This is a genomic window from Plantactinospora siamensis, from assembly GCF_042434095.1.
Lineage (GTDB): Bacteria > Actinomycetota > Actinomycetes > Mycobacteriales > Micromonosporaceae > KBS50.
Map to the genome: position 1 here is coordinate 26,513 of NZ_JBHLUE010000008.1, position 15,540 is coordinate 42,052.

Genomic DNA, 15,540 nt, shown 5'->3' on the forward strand with positions numbered 1-15,540 from the left:
AGCGCAGACCAAGGACCCGGACAACGCCCTGACCAGCGGGGATGCCGGCGACCCGGCCACCGATCCACCCACGGACCCCGGCGCCGGCCGCCCGGTCGGCGTGCTCGCGGCCGCCCGGCGCCGGCTGGCGCCCCTGGACGGGCGGCTCGACCCCTGGGCCTGGCCGGCCACGGCCGTGGTGGTCGGGATCGCGGCCATCCTGCGGCTGGTGGGGCTCAGCCACCCACCGGGCAAGATCTTCGATGAGATCTACTACGCCCGCGACTCCTGGGGCCTGCTCAACAAGGGCGCCGAGTGGAACTACGAGACGAACACCCCCTCGTACGTGGTCCATCCCCCGCTGGGCAAGTGGCTGATCGCGCTCGGCGAGTGGGCGTTCGGGTACGCCGACCCCGAGCAGCACATCACGGTGGCCGGGCACCTCACCACCACGGCGCCCGAGTTCGGCTGGCGGATCTCGGCAGCGATCATCGGCACCCTGTCGGTGTTGCTGGTGGTCCGGATCGGCCGCCGGATGTTCCGGTCGACCGTGCTCGGCTGCGCGGCCGGGCTGCTGACCGCGCTGGACGGCTTCCACCTGGTGCTGTCGCGTACCGCCCTGCTGGACGTCTTCCTGCTGTTCTTCGTGCTGGCCTCGTTCGGCGCCCTGGTCCTGGATCGGGACGCCCGGCGGGAGCGCTGGCTGCGGGCCCTGGAGGCCGGGGTCGACCCGACCCGGCTGCCGCACGGGGTGCCGTGGTGGCGGCTGGTCGCGGCGGTGCTGCTCGGCTGCTCGCTCGCGGTGAAGTGGAGCGGGCTCTACTTCGTGGTGGCCTTCGTCATCCTGGTCGTGCTCTGGGAGGTGGGCGCGCGCCGGTCGGCGGGCGTACCCCGGCCGTGGCTCAACACGCTGCTCGACGAGACCGGCTGGCTGGCGCTGTGCGGCGTGTTGGTGGTGGCCACCTACCTGGCCACCTGGTCCGGCTGGCTGCTCAGCGACGGCGGCTACTTCCGGCACTTCCTGCGGGACAACGGGCAGCCGGAGCCGCCGGTGATCGGCGCCCTGCGCAACCTGTGGCACTACCACGTGGAGGCGTTCAAGTTCCACACCACGCTCGACAAGCCGCACAAGTACCAGTCCTGGCCATGGCAGTGGCTGCTGCTGGGCCGCCCGGTGGCCTTCTACTGGTCCGGGACCGGGCCGTGCGGCGCGGCGAGCTGCGCTTCCGAGGTGCTGCTGCTCGGCACGCCGATCCTGTGGTGGTCGTTCCTGCCCGCCCTGGTCGGCACGGCATGGCTGGGGATCGCCCGCCGGGACTGGCGGGCCGGCGCGCTGCTGCTGTGCGTCGGCGCCGGGATCCTGCCCTGGTTCTGGTACGCCTTCGACAACCGCACGATGTTCTTCTTCTACGCGGCCCCGGCGCAGCCCTTCCTGGTGCTGGCCGTGGTGTACGTGCTCGGCGCCATCATGAGCCCGGCCCGGGCCCCGCTGACCGTCGCCGGCCAGGCCGTCGCCGACCAGGCCGCCGCCGGCCAGGCCGCCGCCGGCGAGGTGGCGGACGCCGGCGACGGGGCGGACCGGCGGATGGTGGGCGCCGTGGTGGCCGGCGTGTACGTGCTGGCGGTCGCGATCTGCTTCGCGTACTTCTATCCGATCTTCGTCGGCAGAGTGATCACCTACGCCGAGTGGTCGGCCCGGATGTGGCTTGGCGGGCGCTGGATCTGATCCCGCCCGCCGCCGACCTGGCGGAAGCCTCACCCGGACGGCTCGCGGACTTCTGCGCTCCCGTCCCGGGGACGGGCGTGCGGGCTTCGTCGGCTCCGTCCCGAGGACGGTCGGCTCCGTCCCGAGGACGGTCGGCCGGAGCGATCGGGCCCCAACGCGATCGGGCCACAAATAGGTGCGCGCCCCGATCGCCTGCCACGGGGGAAGCGGGCGATTGGGGCGCGCAGACCAAGCTTAACCACAGCAGTTGCCTCTGACAACGGGGCGACCACGGTCAGATTTCCGACGATCGTCGAGCGAACGCTGGGTAAACGTTCTCCAACCGTCCGCGACCCGGCGCTACGCCGGCCGGACCGGTTGAGAGAGCCGTTCTGCAATCGTTCATCCTGAATGCTTGCCAGCCAACACATTCATAGTGCTGACTGTCTCTACCGAACATCCCCGATCGGATGGAGTCAGCATGAGCCGCATCCTGCGCTGGGCCGCCACCCTGTTGGCCAGCGTCACGGCCGCTACCCTCGGCCTGGTCGGCCCCGCCGCGGCGGCCAGCACCTCGCAACCACTGCGCACGATGATCGCCAACCTGCCGGTGGCCACCGAGGTCCGCACCGGCTACGACCGGACCCTCTTCCCGCTCTGGATCGACGCCGACGGCGACGGCTGCAACACCCGGTACGAGGTCCTCATCGCCGAGGCGGTCCGGACCCCCACCATCGGGTCGGGCTGCTCGCTCAGCAACGGTCGGTGGTACTCGTACTACGACGCGGCGTACTGGACCAGCACCTCGGACCTGGACATCGACCATCTCGTCCCGCTGGCCGAGGCGTGGGACTCCGGCGCCCGCGGCTGGACCACCAGCCGACGCCAGTCGTACGCCAACGACCTGGGCGACTCCCGGACGCTGGTGGCGGTGACCGACAACGTCAACCAGGCGAAGGGCGACCAGGACCCCGCCACCTGGATGCCCACGTACGAGCGGTGCCGGTACGTCGGCGAGTGGGCGGCGGTGAAGACCCGCTGGCGGCTGACCGTCGACAGCGCGGAGAAGAGCGCGTTGACCAGCTACGCCAGCTCGTGCTCGAACGTGACGATCTCGGTAACCTACGCGTACTGAGACGTCGGATCTTCTCGGGCGGGGCGATGGAACTGCTGGACCGGGTACGCGCCATCTGCCTCGCCCTGCCCGAGGTGACCGAGCGGCTCAGCCACGGCTCGCCCACCTGGTTCGTCCGCGGAAAGACGACCTTCGTCACCCTGCACGTGACCGGGCACCACGAAAGCCGGTTCCCGCACCTGTGGTGCGCCGCGCCGGCGGGCGCGCAGCAGGAGCTGGTGGCCGAGGATCCGGAGCGGTTCTTCCGGCCGCCCTACGTGGGCGGGCGCGGCTGGCTCGGCGTACGGCTGGACGGCCGGGTGGACTGGTCCGAGATCACCGAGCTGTGCACGGACGCGTACCGGGTGGTGGCGCCCAGGCGGCTGGCGGCGCTCCTGGACGACGACGTCGTCGACGGGCGTGATCGGCGCTAACGCGATCGGCGTTAACGGGGGGCCCTTCCTATCCGGAAAGCGATAACAAGGGGCCCTTCCTTCAGACCGGGGGGAGCCCGAGGGCGGCGTCGACCCGGCCGAGCACCTCCGCGTCGTCACCGCCGCCCACGCCGCGCAACAGGTCGATGGCGGTGGCCCGGACCTGGCCGATGATCATGATGAGCGGTAGCGGCGGGCCGGTCGAGAACAGCCCGCCGGCCAGCCGTACCGCCTCCAGCGCGGCCCGTTCGGCCTCGTCGGCCCGCCGATCCGCGGTGGCGTCGTCCATGCTCAGGTCGGCGGCCAGCGCCTCCCCCGCGGCCCGCACGGCAGTGGCCAGCGAGCGCAGCGCGACGATCAGGTCGGCCGGCACCCCGGCGGGCAGCCGGGTCAGCGTCACGGCCGCCCGGGCCAGCACCCGGACATTCCGTACGGCGTAGTCGACCTGCCGGGTCGACGCGTCCACGGCATGCACCCGGTGCAGGTCCCGGCGCCGGCGGATGTGCAGGCTCAGCGCCTCGCCCGCGGCCGTGACCTCGGTCTCCAGCCGGTCGACCGTGGCATCCATCCCGCGGGCCCGGGTCAACGCCTCCCGGGCGGCCGGCTCGTTGTGCCGCTCGAGCGCGTCCGCGATCTCCTCGACCAGCGTGCACAGCTCGCCGAAGAGTTCCCGGGCCTGGGCCACCAGCGGGGCGAGCGGTTGCCGGGCCGAGATGAGCTGGCTGACCAGGATGGCCACCCCGCCGCCGACCAGGGCGTCCACGAATCGGAATGGCACCAGGCTGGTCGTCGTCGGGCTGATCACCACGAGATAGAGCGCGGACACGGCCGCCTGCACCACGGTCACCGTGCTGGCGCCGACGGCCACGGCCAGGCCGAGCGTCAGCAGGATCACCGTGAAGATCGTCCAGGTGCCGCGCGGACCGAGGGCCTCGATCACCAGGTCGGCCACCAGGACCCCGGCGGCCACCCCGAGCACCACCTCGACGGCTCGGCGCATCCGCTGGCCGCGGGTCTGACCCAGCACGATCAGCGCGGCGGCCGGGGCGAAGAACGGCTGCGGATGCCCGATCAGCCGGGTGTCCACCACCCAGGCGGCGGTGGCCGCGAGGGTGGCCTCGGCGATCGGGAGCCACCCCTGGCGCAGCCGACCCGCGCCGCGGCGCAGCCACCCCATCCCGACCATGCCGCCTCCCAGCGTCCGCGCCACGAAGGTCTACCCCGCCTGCTCTGCAACCTAACGACGAGCCGACGGTAGCCTGCGAAGATCGCCACCGAGGCGTCCGTCGATCAGGAGATCCGGGTACGGCGGTTTCACCCGCCCGTCCCCCACCGTCCGCCCGAGCCCTCACCGTCCGCCCGAGCCCACCGTCCGCCCGTCCCTCACCGTCCGCCCGAGCCCACCGTCCGCCCGAGCCCACCGTCCGCTCGAGTCTCACCGGACAGGAGAAGCGTGCAGCCAGAATTCGCGAACCCGGACAGCATGCCGCCGACCAACGGCTACAGCCACGTGGTCGGCATCCCGGCCGGCAGCCGGCTGGTCTGGACCTCGGGGCAGGTGGCCCTGGGCCCCGACGGGACTTCGCCCCCGGACGGATGGGAGGCGCAAACCCGGCTGGTGCTGCAGAACGTCGGCGCGGCGTTGGCCGCCGGCGGCGCCGGCTGGTCCGATGTGGTCAAGCTGACCATCTACGTGGTGGACACCGCGGAACTCGGCACCGTGCGTGCGGTCCGGGACGAGTTCATCGACACCGCGAACCCGCCGACCAGCTCGCTGGTCCGGGTCGCCGGCCTGTTCCGGCCCGACCTGCTGATCGAGATCGAGGCCGTGGCCGCCGTCGCCGGGTAGCGCGACGGTCGCGTCCGGGCCCGCCGCCACCCGCCGCCAGGTACGAGGCCGCCGCCACCCGCTGCCGCGACCGGTCCCGCCGTCGCGGCCCGGTAGGGCGACCGGTGCGGCCGGCGCTGCGCGGTAGGACGACCGATGCGGCCGGCGTTGCGGTGGAAGGGTCAGGGCCAGACCACGTCGTCGAGGAACTCCTCGACGGCGGCGGCAACCTGGCCGAGCACCGCGGCGGACCGGGCGAGCGGGCCGGGGACCAGCAATCCGTGGTCGGCGTCCGGGATCTCCAGCACGTGTGACGACAGCGTGCGGGCCAGCGCCCCGTCCCAGTGCGTATGGTCGGCCGTGCCGCCCACCAGCAGCATCGGGGCGGTGGCCCGGCGCAACGCCTCGACCACCGGCCCGACCCGCAGCAGAGGGGTGAGCCAGACCGCCGGCAACCCGCGCTCGGCGGCCAGCGGCGCGGCCAGGGTGCCGAGCGACTTGCCGATCAGCAGCGGCCGCCGGCCGACCGCCGATGGACCGTCCGCCGTCGGCCCGCCCACCGCCGAACCATCCGCCGCCGAACCATCCGCCGTCGGCCCGTCCGCCGCCGGGCCATCCGCCGCCGGACCATCCGCGGCCACCCCGTGCGCCGCTGGCCGGTGCGCGGCCAGCCTGTCCAGCACCGGCGTCACCTGCCTGTGCAGCCAGGGCATCCGGTCGGCCAGCGGGATTTTCGGCGCGTTCGGCGGCGGGCCGTTCGGGTCCCAGCCGTCGCCGCCCCAGGTGACCGGATGGATGTGGGCGCCACGCCGCTCGGCGGCCGTGGCCGCGTACGTCAGCAGCGGCGCGTACGGCCCGTAGCGACCGCCGGGTAGGACGATCGCGTTCCGCTCCACCATGGACGCGAGCCTAGCCCTCGGCCCCCCTGGCTGCTGACCGCCATTCCCGGTTCAGCAGGGCGAACACGAGCCGGTCGGCCCACTGTCCGCGGAACAGGTAGCTCTCCACGTGTCGCGCCTCGCACCGCATCCCGACCCGGGCCATCAGCCGGGCCGACGCCTCGTTGCCGGCGTGGCACCGGCCGTGCACCCGGTGCAGGCCGAACTCCTCGAAGCCCCACCGCAGCAGCGCGGTCACCGCCTCGGTGGCCAGGCCGCGGCCGGCGAACTCCGGGTTGAACACGAACCCGATCTCCGCGTCGCGATCGGTCTCGCTTCGCCAGACCAGCTCGACGGTGCCGGCCACCCGGCCGCCGGTCTCGGCGCTCAGGGTCAGCACGTCGCCCTCGGCGCGCAGCCCGTCCTCCCTGGTCATCAGGCTCACCGACTCCCGCGACTCGGCGAGGGTGCGCGGCTCGTTGCCGAGCATCCACCGGCACACGTCGGGGCGGCGCTGGTACGCGTACACGTCGTCGAGGTCCGCCATGGTGACCGGGCGGAGGACGAGCCGGGCCGTGCGGATCGGGGTGAACACGCCCGGAGCGTACGGGATCCGGCTCGGGCGGACCCGGCGGTTTCGCGCGGGCCAGCCCGCCCGCGCGGCCGCCGACGGTACGCCCGGGAGACCGGAAGTTTTCCCCAACCCACCGATGATTCCGGCCGCCCGGGACGGTCCACACCTTGAACGAGGGGTGACCCGTGCCCGGGTCGGGCCGACGCGGGGCGGCCCGGCCGGGGCACGAGGAAATTCGCTGTGCCGCGCGCCGAGCAACCGTTACGGTGTCCGGCATAGGTCCGATGACGGGACGAACGAGGAGGTGAGCCGCCGATGACCTGGATTGGCGCTGCCCCCTGCCCTCGTTCCGCCGCCCGCTGACCAAACCTTCTTCCAGGGCGGCCCGACTCATCGGAGTTCGTCTTGTCTTCTGCATTTCCGACCGCTCACCGCGTCGTACGCGTGGAGCGGAAGTCCTGCGTGATCGCCACCCCGGACGGTCCACGGACCGTGCCCACCACGGTCGCGGTGGCCGTGGGCGACTGGGCGCTGCTCGACGGCGCCGGGCAGGTGTCCGGCATCCGGCCGCGCAGCACCGAGATCCGCCGGCTCGGCGTCGGCGGCCAGGCGGTCGAGCAGGTGCTCGCCGCCAACGTGGACGTGGTGGCCGTCTGCGCGCCGCTGGAGCGCGACGCCCGGCTCGGCCGGGTGGAGCGGCTGCTCGCCCTCGCCTGGTCCTCGGGCGCCCAGCCGCTGCTGGTGGCCACCAAGTCCGACCTGTGCCCAGCCGATGACGTCGGTCCGGCGCTCAGCCAGTTCGCGGCCAGCGCCCCGGGCGTGGAGGTCGTGCCGGTCACCGTGACCGACCCGGCCACCGTCGAACCGGTGCTCGCGGCGATCGCTCCGGACCGCACGCTGGTCACCGTGGGGGCCAGCGGCGCCGGCAAGTCCAGCCTGATCAACGCCCTGATCGGGGGCGCGGCCCTGGCCACCGGGGAGGTCCGGCAGGACGGCAAGGGGCGGCACACCACGGCCTGGCGGGAACTCGTCGAGATCCCGGGCGGCGGGTGCCTGATCGACACGCCGGGGCTGCGCGCGGTGGGCCTCACCGACGCGGCCGACGGCGTCGACGCGGCGTTCTCGGACATCACCGAGCTCGCGGCCGCGTGCCGGTTCACGGACTGCGGCCACGAAACCGAGCCGGGCTGCGCGGTGCGGGCGGCCATCGAGGGCGGCGAACTCGACGCCGGCCGACTGGAGCGGCACCGCAAGCTGCAGCGGGAACTGGCGTACCAGGCCCGCCGCTTCGACGCCCGGGCCCAGTCCGAGGCGCGCAAGCGGTGGGCGAAGATCGCCCGCAACTCCAACCCGGCCCGCCCCTGATCGCAGCCCTCAGCCCGCCGCCCGTCGCCCGTCGACGTATACGTCAGCCACCTCACCGCAGCTTGCTGGGGTGGCTGACGTATACGTGAGGCGGCCGTCTTAGGGCACCGGGCGCGACAGCCGGACGGACGTGCGCAGCGCCCGCGCGGACGGACGTGCGCAGCGCCCGCGCGGACGGACGTGCGCAGCGCCCGCGCGGACGGACGTGCGCAGCGCCCGCGCGGACGGGGGCGGCGGCGTCGCCGGGCGCGACAGCTGGACCGCGCGCGCCGGCGGACGGGTCAACCCGGGCGGGTGCCGGCGGCTACCCAGATGGTCAGGGCGGCCAGGAACTCACCGCGCCGGCCCGCGTCCTCGATCGCCGCGAACCACGGTTCGTACAGCTCCTCGGGCAGGAAGCCGGCCTCCCACGGCACCCGGGGGTTGACCATCACGAGCACGTCGGCGGCCGCCGCCGGGTCGAGGAAGCAGCAGGTCACCGGCACCGCCGTGACGTCGGCCAGGCCGGCACCCACCAGTCGCCGGCGCAGCGTGCGACCCATGTCGGCGCGGTGCTCGAACGTCCGCGCCAGCAGGTGCGTCCGGACGGCGGTCACCAGGTCGGCCGGCAGCCCGTCGAGGGCCGCCGACTCCCAGTCGGTGTCGATCAGGCACACCCGGCCGCCGGCCCGGGTGACCCGGGTCAGCTCGGCCACCGCCCGGTCCGGCTCGGTCAGGTGTTGCAGCACCCGCTCACAGCGCACCCCGTCGAAGGCGGCGTCCGGGAAGGCCAGCCCCGTGACGTCGCCGGTCAGGTAGCGGACGGCGCTGCCGTCGTGCCGGCCGGCCGCGGCCGAGACGGCGGCCGCCGAGAAGTCCAGCGCCACCACCTCGCCGCCCGGTGCCACGGCGGCGGCCAGCCCGCGGGCCACCTCCCCCAGGCCGGCGCCGGCGTCCAGGAGCCGCTGCCCCGGCACCGGACGCAGCGCGTCCAACGCCACCGCGCGGACCCGCTGGATCTCGGGATTGCGCGCCATCGAGTCGAGCGCCGCGAGGATGAGCGCGGCCATCTCCGGCGGCGTCCGGTCGATCTCCCGGAACGGCGTCGGTCGGTTCGGCTGCTGCTGCACCATCCCGCCATGGTCCGCCGTCCGGCCGCCCGGCCCGGTCGGATACCCGCCACCGGTGGCCATCCGACAGTTCAGGCGTACAGGCAGAACGGCACACGGGATCGGGAGGGGATCAGGGGCGACCGGCCCGGTCCCACCGCTCGTGGTCGGCGCGTACCCGCCGCCACAGCGCCGCCAACCGCTCCTCCGGTACGTCGTCGAGGACCAGGCCGAAGCCGTCGGTGAGCAGGGCGCGCCAGTCGGCGTACCCGTCGATGTCCCGGACCGACGCGGCGCCGGCGGGCGACCGCTCGCTGAGCACGCAGCCGCGCAGCGCCCGTGTCCCGGCGGCCGTGCGGTGCTGGGCCGTGACCACCCGGACGAACCCGGAGTCGGGCGAGGTGGACAGCTCGACGTGCCGGGGCAGCAGGGCCGCCGGCTCGGTCGGGCCGAGCGAGAAGTCCATCCCCGCGAAGCTGCCGGCCGGCTCGTGGTCCAGCCGCCAACCGTCCGGTACGACGTCCGAGCGGCGCAGCCGGAACCCCGGGCCGAAGCGGGCGTCGGCGAGCGGCACGGGATCCAGCGGGCCGTCGCCGAGGCCCACGTCCAGCCACCAGGTCCGCCCGTCGAGCCGGGCCGTGAGCGCCAGGTGGTTGCCGTCGTCGCCGGGCGGGACGGGGGCGGCGCGACCCTGCACGCCGCCGCGATGCCAGCGCACGTCGTAGCCGAGCGAGGTGAGCAGCGCCGAGAAGGCGCCGTTGAGGTGATAGCAGTAGCCGCCGCGGCCGCGGGCGACCCGCCGGGCCGACTCGACCGGGTCGATCCCGAGCGGCTCGCCGAGCGCGATCCAGAGCGTCTCGTAGATCGCCCCGGCCACGTGCGCGGCGTGCAGCCGGCGCAACCGCTCGGGCGAGGGCGCCGCGGCCCGCTCGGCCGCGGGATCCAGGCCGAGCCGGGCCAGGTATGCCTCGACGAACGCGCCGGGCAGCGGCGGCACCCGCCACTCGCAATCGGCGCCGACGGTGGCGCGACCCACGGTGACCATGCGAGGACGCTAGCGCAGCCGTCCGACAATTGCGGGGCAGCGGGCGACCAGGCGGCTTCGTAGGCTGGCCGGATGACGGACACGGGCCTTCTGCAGCGGTTTGCCGACCTGGTCATCCGGGTCGGCGTCAACGTTCAACCCGGGCAGGGGGTCGTCGTCCGGGCGGACACCGCCCATCTGGAGGTCGCCCGGGCGGTGGTGGACCGGGCGTACGCGGCCGGCGCCGGCTGGGTGGACATCGAATGGACGGACGGCCCGATCCAGCGGTCCCGGCTGCTGCACTCCGGGATGGATCAGCTGACCCGCAGCCGGCCGTGGATGCTGGAGCGAATCGACTCGTGGGGCACGGAGGGCGTCTGCTTCATCTCGCTGGCCGGGAACCCCGATCCGCACCTGCTCGACGACGTCGACCCGGTCAAGGCCGCGGCCCGATCGCTGGACGAGGCCCTCGCCCGGGACCGGGCGCTGATCGACAACCAACTGCGCTGGACGGTGGTGGCCGCGCCGAACCCCGGCTGGGCCACCCAGATCTTCGGCGAGCCGGACGTCGACCGGCTGTGGGCCGCGGTGGCCACCGCCATGCGGCTGGACGAGCCCGACCCGGTGGCCAGCTGGCGGGACCGGAACGCCGAACTCTCCGCCCGGGCGGCGGCGCTGGACGCGCTGAAGCTCACGCAGGTCCGCTACCACGGCTCCGGCACCGATCTCACCGTCGGCCTGCTGCCGGAGACCAGGTGGACCGGCGGCGGCGACGAAGACCCGGGCGGGCTGTTCTACATCCCGAACATCCCCACCGAGGAGGTCTTCACCAGCCCGGACCGGCGCCAAGCCGACGGCCGGATCCGGCTCACCAAGCCGGTGGTCGTGGGTGGGCGGCTGGTGGAGGGCCTGGAGGTGGCCTTCGCCGCCGGCCGGATCACCGACGTGACGGCCACCTCGGGCGCCGACATCGTCCGGGCCCAGCTGGACACCGACGAGGGCGCGCGCAGCCTGGGCGAGGTGTCGCTGGTGGATCGGGACTCGCGGATCGCCAAGGCCGGCATCGTCTTTCACAACACCCTGTTCGACGAGAACGCGGGCTGCCACGTGGCCTGGGGGTTCAGCTTCCCGTTCGCGGTGACCGGCGGCCTCGACATGAGCAACGACCAGCGGTACGAGCTGGGCCTGAACCGGTCCACCGTGCACACCGACGTGGTGATCGGCGGCGAGGGGCTGACGGTCACCGGCACCGGGCCGGGCGGGAGCGTCGACATCATCCGGGACGACGAGTGGGTGCTCCCGGTCTGACCGAGGCCCGCCAGCTGCCAGGCGAGCCAGCCGCCGGTAGGCGTACCCGATGGACTCGGTAGGGCCGCCGGCCGCCGCCGGTGTGACGGCGGCGGCCGGCGGGGTACGACGCCAGGCGAGGCGGCGCCGCCGCTACCAGGCGGTGATGTCGGGTAGCTGGTCGATGGAGATGGTCCGCGGGTTGGCCATTGCGGTCTTCCACAGCCCCGCCACGTCCTTGCCGCTGCCGGCCCAGTCCCGGGACGCCCAGACCACGAAGTACGGCCAGGCCGGGTCGCTGTTCGGGTTCAGCGGGCTGAACGTCTCGGCCACCCCGGCGGTCTTGTTGGTGCCGATCGCCTTGACCGTGTTGAAGTCGCTCGCACTCTGGAAGTAGTCCGAGGTGACCAGGTCGACGTAGCCGTCACCCGGATACCACGAGGACAGCGAGGTGCCCTGCCCGCTGGCCATGCCGTTGAAGACCCAGAGTACGTTGTTCACCCCGGCCGCCTGGGTGCGGTCGTAGATCAGCCGCCACAGCTGCTTGTACGCGTCGGGGCCCTTCTTCGTCCACCACATGTAGTTGTTGTTGCTCTCGTGTAGCGGCCGGAACATCACCGGGATGCCGGCGGCCTGCAGCTTCTTCAGCTGCTGCGCGATCAGGTCGATGTCGGCGTACAGCTTCGACGACGGGTTGGTGAGGTCGGGGACGAAGTCGCAGGGCGCCGAGTAGTTGCCGCCGCGCGGGCAGTACCAGTGCCACTGGAAGGCCACGATCCCGTGGTGCGCGTTGTACCAGTCGATCACGCTCTGGGTGTCGATCCGGCCGTTGGTGTACTCCATGAAGTCGAAGGCCGTGATCGCCGGATACCGGCCGGTCAGCGACTTCACCTTGTCCGAGTCGGGCGCGTCGGTCTGCCCGCTGATGTACGTGTGGGTCTTCAGGTAGCAGAGCAGGTTACGCGCCTTGGAGTTGGCGTCCGGGTCGGCCGGCGCCTGCGAGCAGGTCGGCGGCGGGGGCGGCGGGGGCGCCACCGCGTACACCTCGAATTCGTACAGCGAATAACCCCACGCCGTGCCGCGGACCGTGCCGGACATCCGGACGTACCGTCCGTGGCCGGAGACGGCGAGGTTCTCGACGCCGCCCGCGCCGGTGGTGGTGTTGTAGACGGTGGTCCAGCTGGCTCCGTCGTCGGAGGTCTGGATCTGGTACGCCTTGCCGTAGGCGGCCTCCCAGCGCAGCGTCACCTGGCTGATCGGGTAGCTGGCGCCCAGATCCACCTGGATCCACTGCGGATCGCTGTAGACGCTGCTCCAGCGGGTGCCGGCGTTGCCGTCCACGGCGAGGTCGGCGGTCTTGCCGGAATCCTCGGTGGACGAGGCGGTGACGGGCCGGCGCAGGGCCAGGTTGCCGGCCGGCGCCGGGCCCGTTGGGGTGGGCGTCGGGCCCGTCGGGGTGGGCGTCGGGCCGCCGGCCGGGCCACCCGTCCCGGTCGGGGTGGGGGTCGGGCTAGGCGCCGCGCCGCCACAGGCCGTGCCATTCAGGGTGAACGCCGTGGGCGCCGGGTTGGCGCCGCTGTACGCGAGGTTGAAGCCGAAGGTCACGGTGCCGCCGCCAGCCGGGATGCTGGCGTCGTACGACACGTTCGTGGCCGACACGTTGGCGCCGGTCTGCTGGTACGTGGCGCTCCAGCCGTCCGTGACGGTCTGGCCGCCGGGGAACGCCCAGCCGACGGTCCAGCCGTTCACCGCCGTGCTCTGGTTGTTGGTGACGGTCACATTGATCGTGGCGCCGGAACCCCAGTCGTTGCTGACCTGGTAGTTCACGTCGCAGGCCGAGGTGGCCGCGTGGGCCCCGGTCGCCGAGAGCAGGCCGGCGGACAGCAGCGTCACCGCCGTCGCCGAGCCGGCCAGGGCGGCCCGAATCCGTCCATTATGGATCATGAGGACTCCTGAGAGCAGAAACCATCGAGGGAGGAACGAGTGGGTGGCGCAAACGCACCAGGAGATGGCGGCCCGGCCGACGCGAGCCCAATTCCGGCGCCGGACCGGCCGTCCCGCCCGCGGCGCGACCGATCGGCCACGGCGCGAGCCCGGAGGCGCGCCGGCCCGGTCGGCGGCCTCGATGGATAGACAATGATGATGCTGAACCGGTTCATGTGTCAACCACGTGACGGCCCGATTTCCGAGGCCGCATCCATCGATGCGGGTAGCGACAACGCCCTGAGCTGGTGTGAACCGTTATCGACAACGTTCAGCACCAGGATCACCCGATTCGGCGCGCCCCCCGCCCCGCAAGGAAGGGCCCCCTGTTATCGCTTTTGGTATAGGAAGGGCCCCCTCTTAACCGGGAGGGCCTAGGATTTCGGCTCGTGAGCGCCGTCCCCCGCCGAGCCCCGGACGATCTCCTGGTGCACCTGCGCCGGGCCCGCGATCACGCCGACCGGCACTACGCCGAGCCGCTGGACCTCGACGCGCTCGCCGGGGTGGCCGGGATCAGCAAGTATCACTTCCACCGGCTCTTCACCCGCACGTATGGCGTGTCGCCCGCCGCCCACCTGAGCCGGCGGCGGGTGGAACGTGCCCAGGATCTGTTGCGGGCCACCAACGTCACGGTCACCGAGGTCTGCCACGCGGTCGGCTTCGTCAGCCTCGGCTCGTTCAGCAGCCGGTTCCGCGACCTGGTGGGCGAGACGCCCAGCGAATTCCAGCGGCGCTGGGCGTCCACCGGGGCGCCGCGGATACCGGGGTGTTTCGTGTTCATGTGGGGACTCGCAGAGCGGCGCGGGTCCGCAAGCAAGGAGAAGACCCCGGCCGGGATCGGCCCTAGCCTGGTCAAATGATTATCCACGTCTCGCTCGCCAGCGTTTTCGTCAAGGACATCGACGCCGCCAAGGCCTTCTACATCGACGTGCTGGGCTTCGCCGAGCGCACCGACATCACCCTCGGCAACGGATACCGCTGGTGCACGATCGGTCATCCGAGCCAGCCGGAGCTGGAGGTCCAGCTGAACGTCCCGGGTCCGCCGCAGTCGCCGGAGATGGTCGACGCGCTCAACCGGGCCCTCGACGAGGGCAACTCGTTCGCCGTCGGCCTGGGCGTGGACGACTGCCGCAAGACCCACGAGGAGCTGCGGGCCAAGGGCGTGGAGTTCATCCAGGAGCCGTCGGATCGCCCGTACGGGGTGGAGGCGATCGCCCGGGACAACTCCGGCAACTGGCTGGTGCTGGTCGAGCGCCGCGCGTTCACCCCGGCCGACTTCGGCTGACCGGCCGACTTCGGCTGACCGGCCGACGCGCCGGCCGACCGGGTCCGCCGGCCGGCCGAGTGGATCATGGCGGGACCCACTTCGGGGACATCGCGCACGGCCGATCGCTGCTAGTTTTCCGGTCGTGACCCAGCCGCCGGAGCCGCCCGCCCAGAACCCAGCAACGCCGGATTCGCCAGCGGGCGCATATTCACCGGCGCCCGCAGCGCCGGCCGCCGCGGGCTATCCGTCCCCGCCGGGGTACGGCCAGGGTCCGGGCTATCCGCCGCCGGGATACGACCAGGGCCCCGGCTACCCGCCGCCGGGGTACGGCCAGCCGCCGTATCCGGCCCAGCCGTACCCGGCCCAGCCGGCGCCACCGGCCGGCACCAACGGGTTCGCCATCGCCTCGCTGGTCTTCGGCATCCTCGGCGGCATCCTGCTGGCCGTCATCTTCGGCATCATCGCGCTCGTCCAGATCCGGCGGCGGGGGCAGCGGGGCAAGTCACTCGCCATCGGCGGCCTCGTCTGGGCCGGTTGCTGGTTGACCATGATGGCCGTGTTCGTCGGGGCGGCAATCGTGCACGGCCGGAGCGACCGGTCGGGTGACGGGAACAGCGCCACTGTGGACATCCGGGCGGTCGCCCTCGCCACCGGGCAGTGCGCGGACGGGGACATCATGTACGAGCAGTTCCACGCCGTCAGGGTGGTGCCGTGCTCGGGACCGCACCACGCCGAGGCGTACGCCGTGCTCACGCTCCCCCCGGCTGCCTGGCCCGGTGCGGCGACCGTTCAGCGACGGGCCGACGATGCCTGCATCAAGCGACTGGTGCAGATCGACCGGCAGGGGACGAAGGACGGCAACCTGATGCCCTACTCGATCCAGCCCACCGAGCAAAGCTGGTCGACCGGCGACCGCAAGGTCACGTGCGTCGTGTTCTACCTCGACAAGCACACCGGCTCGATCACGCGTTAGCCGACCGGGCGACACCGGCACCCCGGGCCTCATTGACGGAA

14 protein-coding genes and 1 pseudogene are annotated in these 15,540 nt (G+C 72.9%); 9 read left to right on the forward strand and 6 right to left on the reverse strand.

The features are described 5' to 3' along the window. Positions 1 to 106: 106 nt before the first annotated feature. The 3 genes and pseudogenes from ACFFHU_RS10980 to ACFFHU_RS10990 all read left to right on the forward strand — a co-directional run. Positions 107 to 1,705 (forward strand): annotated as a pseudogene (locus tag ACFFHU_RS10980) (dolichyl-phosphate-mannose--protein mannosyltransferase); the annotation flags it as partial. 460 nt (positions 1,706 to 2,165) lie between these two features. Then, on the forward strand, positions 2,166 to 2,819 hold the full coding sequence (locus ACFFHU_RS10985; RefSeq protein WP_377337844.1) for an HNH endonuclease family protein: 654 nt from the start codon (positions 2,166 to 2,168) through the stop codon (positions 2,817 to 2,819). 26 nt (positions 2,820 to 2,845) lie between these two features. After that, a complete protein-coding gene (locus ACFFHU_RS10990) occupies positions 2,846 to 3,232 on the forward strand; it encodes an MmcQ/YjbR family DNA-binding protein (protein ID WP_377337846.1) in 387 nt (128 codons plus the stop codon). 61 nt (positions 3,233 to 3,293) lie between these two features. Here the strand turns inward: ACFFHU_RS10990 and ACFFHU_RS10995 are convergent, their stop codons facing one another. Continuing rightward, on the reverse strand, positions 3,294 to 4,418 hold the full coding sequence (locus ACFFHU_RS10995) for an FUSC family protein (RefSeq protein ID WP_377337848.1): 1,125 nt from the start codon (positions 4,416 to 4,418) through the stop codon (positions 3,294 to 3,296). A 267-nt stretch (positions 4,419 to 4,685) separates the two neighbouring features. Here ACFFHU_RS10995 and ACFFHU_RS11000 point away from each other — a divergent pair, with 267 nt between their 5' ends. Next, complete coding sequence (locus ACFFHU_RS11000) at positions 4,686 to 5,081, forward strand: RidA family protein (RefSeq protein WP_377337850.1); 396 nt, start codon at positions 4,686 to 4,688, stop codon at positions 5,079 to 5,081. A gap of 161 nt (positions 5,082 to 5,242) precedes the next feature. Here the strand turns inward: ACFFHU_RS11000 and ACFFHU_RS11005 are convergent, their stop codons facing one another. Next, the gene (locus ACFFHU_RS11005) at positions 5,243 to 5,959 is read right to left on the reverse strand and encodes an alpha/beta fold hydrolase (protein ID WP_377337852.1); all 717 of its coding nucleotides are present in this window, start codon (positions 5,957 to 5,959) and stop codon (positions 5,243 to 5,245) included. A gap of 10 nt (positions 5,960 to 5,969) precedes the next feature. Continuing rightward, complete coding sequence (locus tag ACFFHU_RS11010; protein WP_377337853.1) at positions 5,970 to 6,533, reverse strand: GNAT family N-acetyltransferase; 564 nt, start codon at positions 6,531 to 6,533, stop codon at positions 5,970 to 5,972. 423 nt (positions 6,534 to 6,956) lie between these two features. On the opposite strand from ACFFHU_RS11010, the gene rsgA reads away from it, so the two are divergent. After that, positions 6,957 to 7,877, forward strand: a complete 921-nt coding sequence (gene rsgA / locus ACFFHU_RS11015) for a ribosome small subunit-dependent GTPase A (RefSeq protein WP_377337855.1) — start codon at positions 6,957 to 6,959, stop codon at positions 7,875 to 7,877. Positions 7,878 to 8,158: 281 nt separating this feature from the next. Here the strand turns inward: rsgA and ACFFHU_RS11020 are convergent, their stop codons facing one another. Together ACFFHU_RS11020 and ACFFHU_RS11025 are read right to left on the reverse strand one after the other, a co-directional pair. Continuing rightward, entirely contained in the window at positions 8,159 to 8,989 is an 831-nt protein-coding gene (locus ACFFHU_RS11020; protein ID WP_377337857.1) for a methyltransferase domain-containing protein, read from the reverse strand. A gap of 109 nt (positions 8,990 to 9,098) precedes the next feature. Further along, on the reverse strand, positions 9,099 to 10,010 hold the full coding sequence (locus ACFFHU_RS11025) for an arylamine N-acetyltransferase family protein (RefSeq protein WP_377337859.1): 912 nt from the start codon (positions 10,008 to 10,010) through the stop codon (positions 9,099 to 9,101). Between the two features lie 72 nt (positions 10,011 to 10,082). On the opposite strand from ACFFHU_RS11025, the gene ACFFHU_RS11030 reads away from it, so the two are divergent. Beyond that, complete coding sequence (locus ACFFHU_RS11030) at positions 10,083 to 11,297, forward strand: aminopeptidase (protein ID WP_377337861.1); 1,215 nt, start codon at positions 10,083 to 10,085, stop codon at positions 11,295 to 11,297. Positions 11,298 to 11,429: 132 nt separating this feature from the next. Here the strand turns inward: ACFFHU_RS11030 and ACFFHU_RS11035 are convergent, their stop codons facing one another. Beyond that, positions 11,430 to 13,220 (reverse strand): glycosyl hydrolase, encoded by a 1,791-nt coding sequence (locus ACFFHU_RS11035; RefSeq protein ID WP_377337863.1) that lies wholly within the window; start codon positions 13,218 to 13,220, stop codon positions 11,430 to 11,432. A gap of 428 nt (positions 13,221 to 13,648) precedes the next feature. Here ACFFHU_RS11035 and ACFFHU_RS11040 point away from each other — a divergent pair, with 428 nt between their 5' ends. The 3 genes from ACFFHU_RS11040 (at position 13,649) to ACFFHU_RS11050 (ending at position 15,499) form a co-directional block, all read left to right on the forward strand. After that, positions 13,649 to 14,119, forward strand: coding sequence for a helix-turn-helix transcriptional regulator (locus tag ACFFHU_RS11040; RefSeq protein WP_377337865.1), 471 nt, complete (start codon positions 13,649 to 13,651; stop codon positions 14,117 to 14,119). Continuing rightward, complete coding sequence (locus tag ACFFHU_RS11045; protein ID WP_377337866.1) at positions 14,116 to 14,544, forward strand: VOC family protein; 429 nt, start codon at positions 14,116 to 14,118, stop codon at positions 14,542 to 14,544. Before ACFFHU_RS11040 ends, ACFFHU_RS11045 begins: the two co-directional genes overlap by 4 nt. Positions 14,545 to 14,668: 124 nt before the next feature. Further along, positions 14,669 to 15,499 (forward strand): DUF4190 domain-containing protein, encoded by an 831-nt coding sequence (locus tag ACFFHU_RS11050; RefSeq protein WP_377337868.1) that lies wholly within the window; start codon positions 14,669 to 14,671, stop codon positions 15,497 to 15,499. The last annotated feature ends 41 nt before the right edge of the window (positions 15,500 to 15,540 follow it).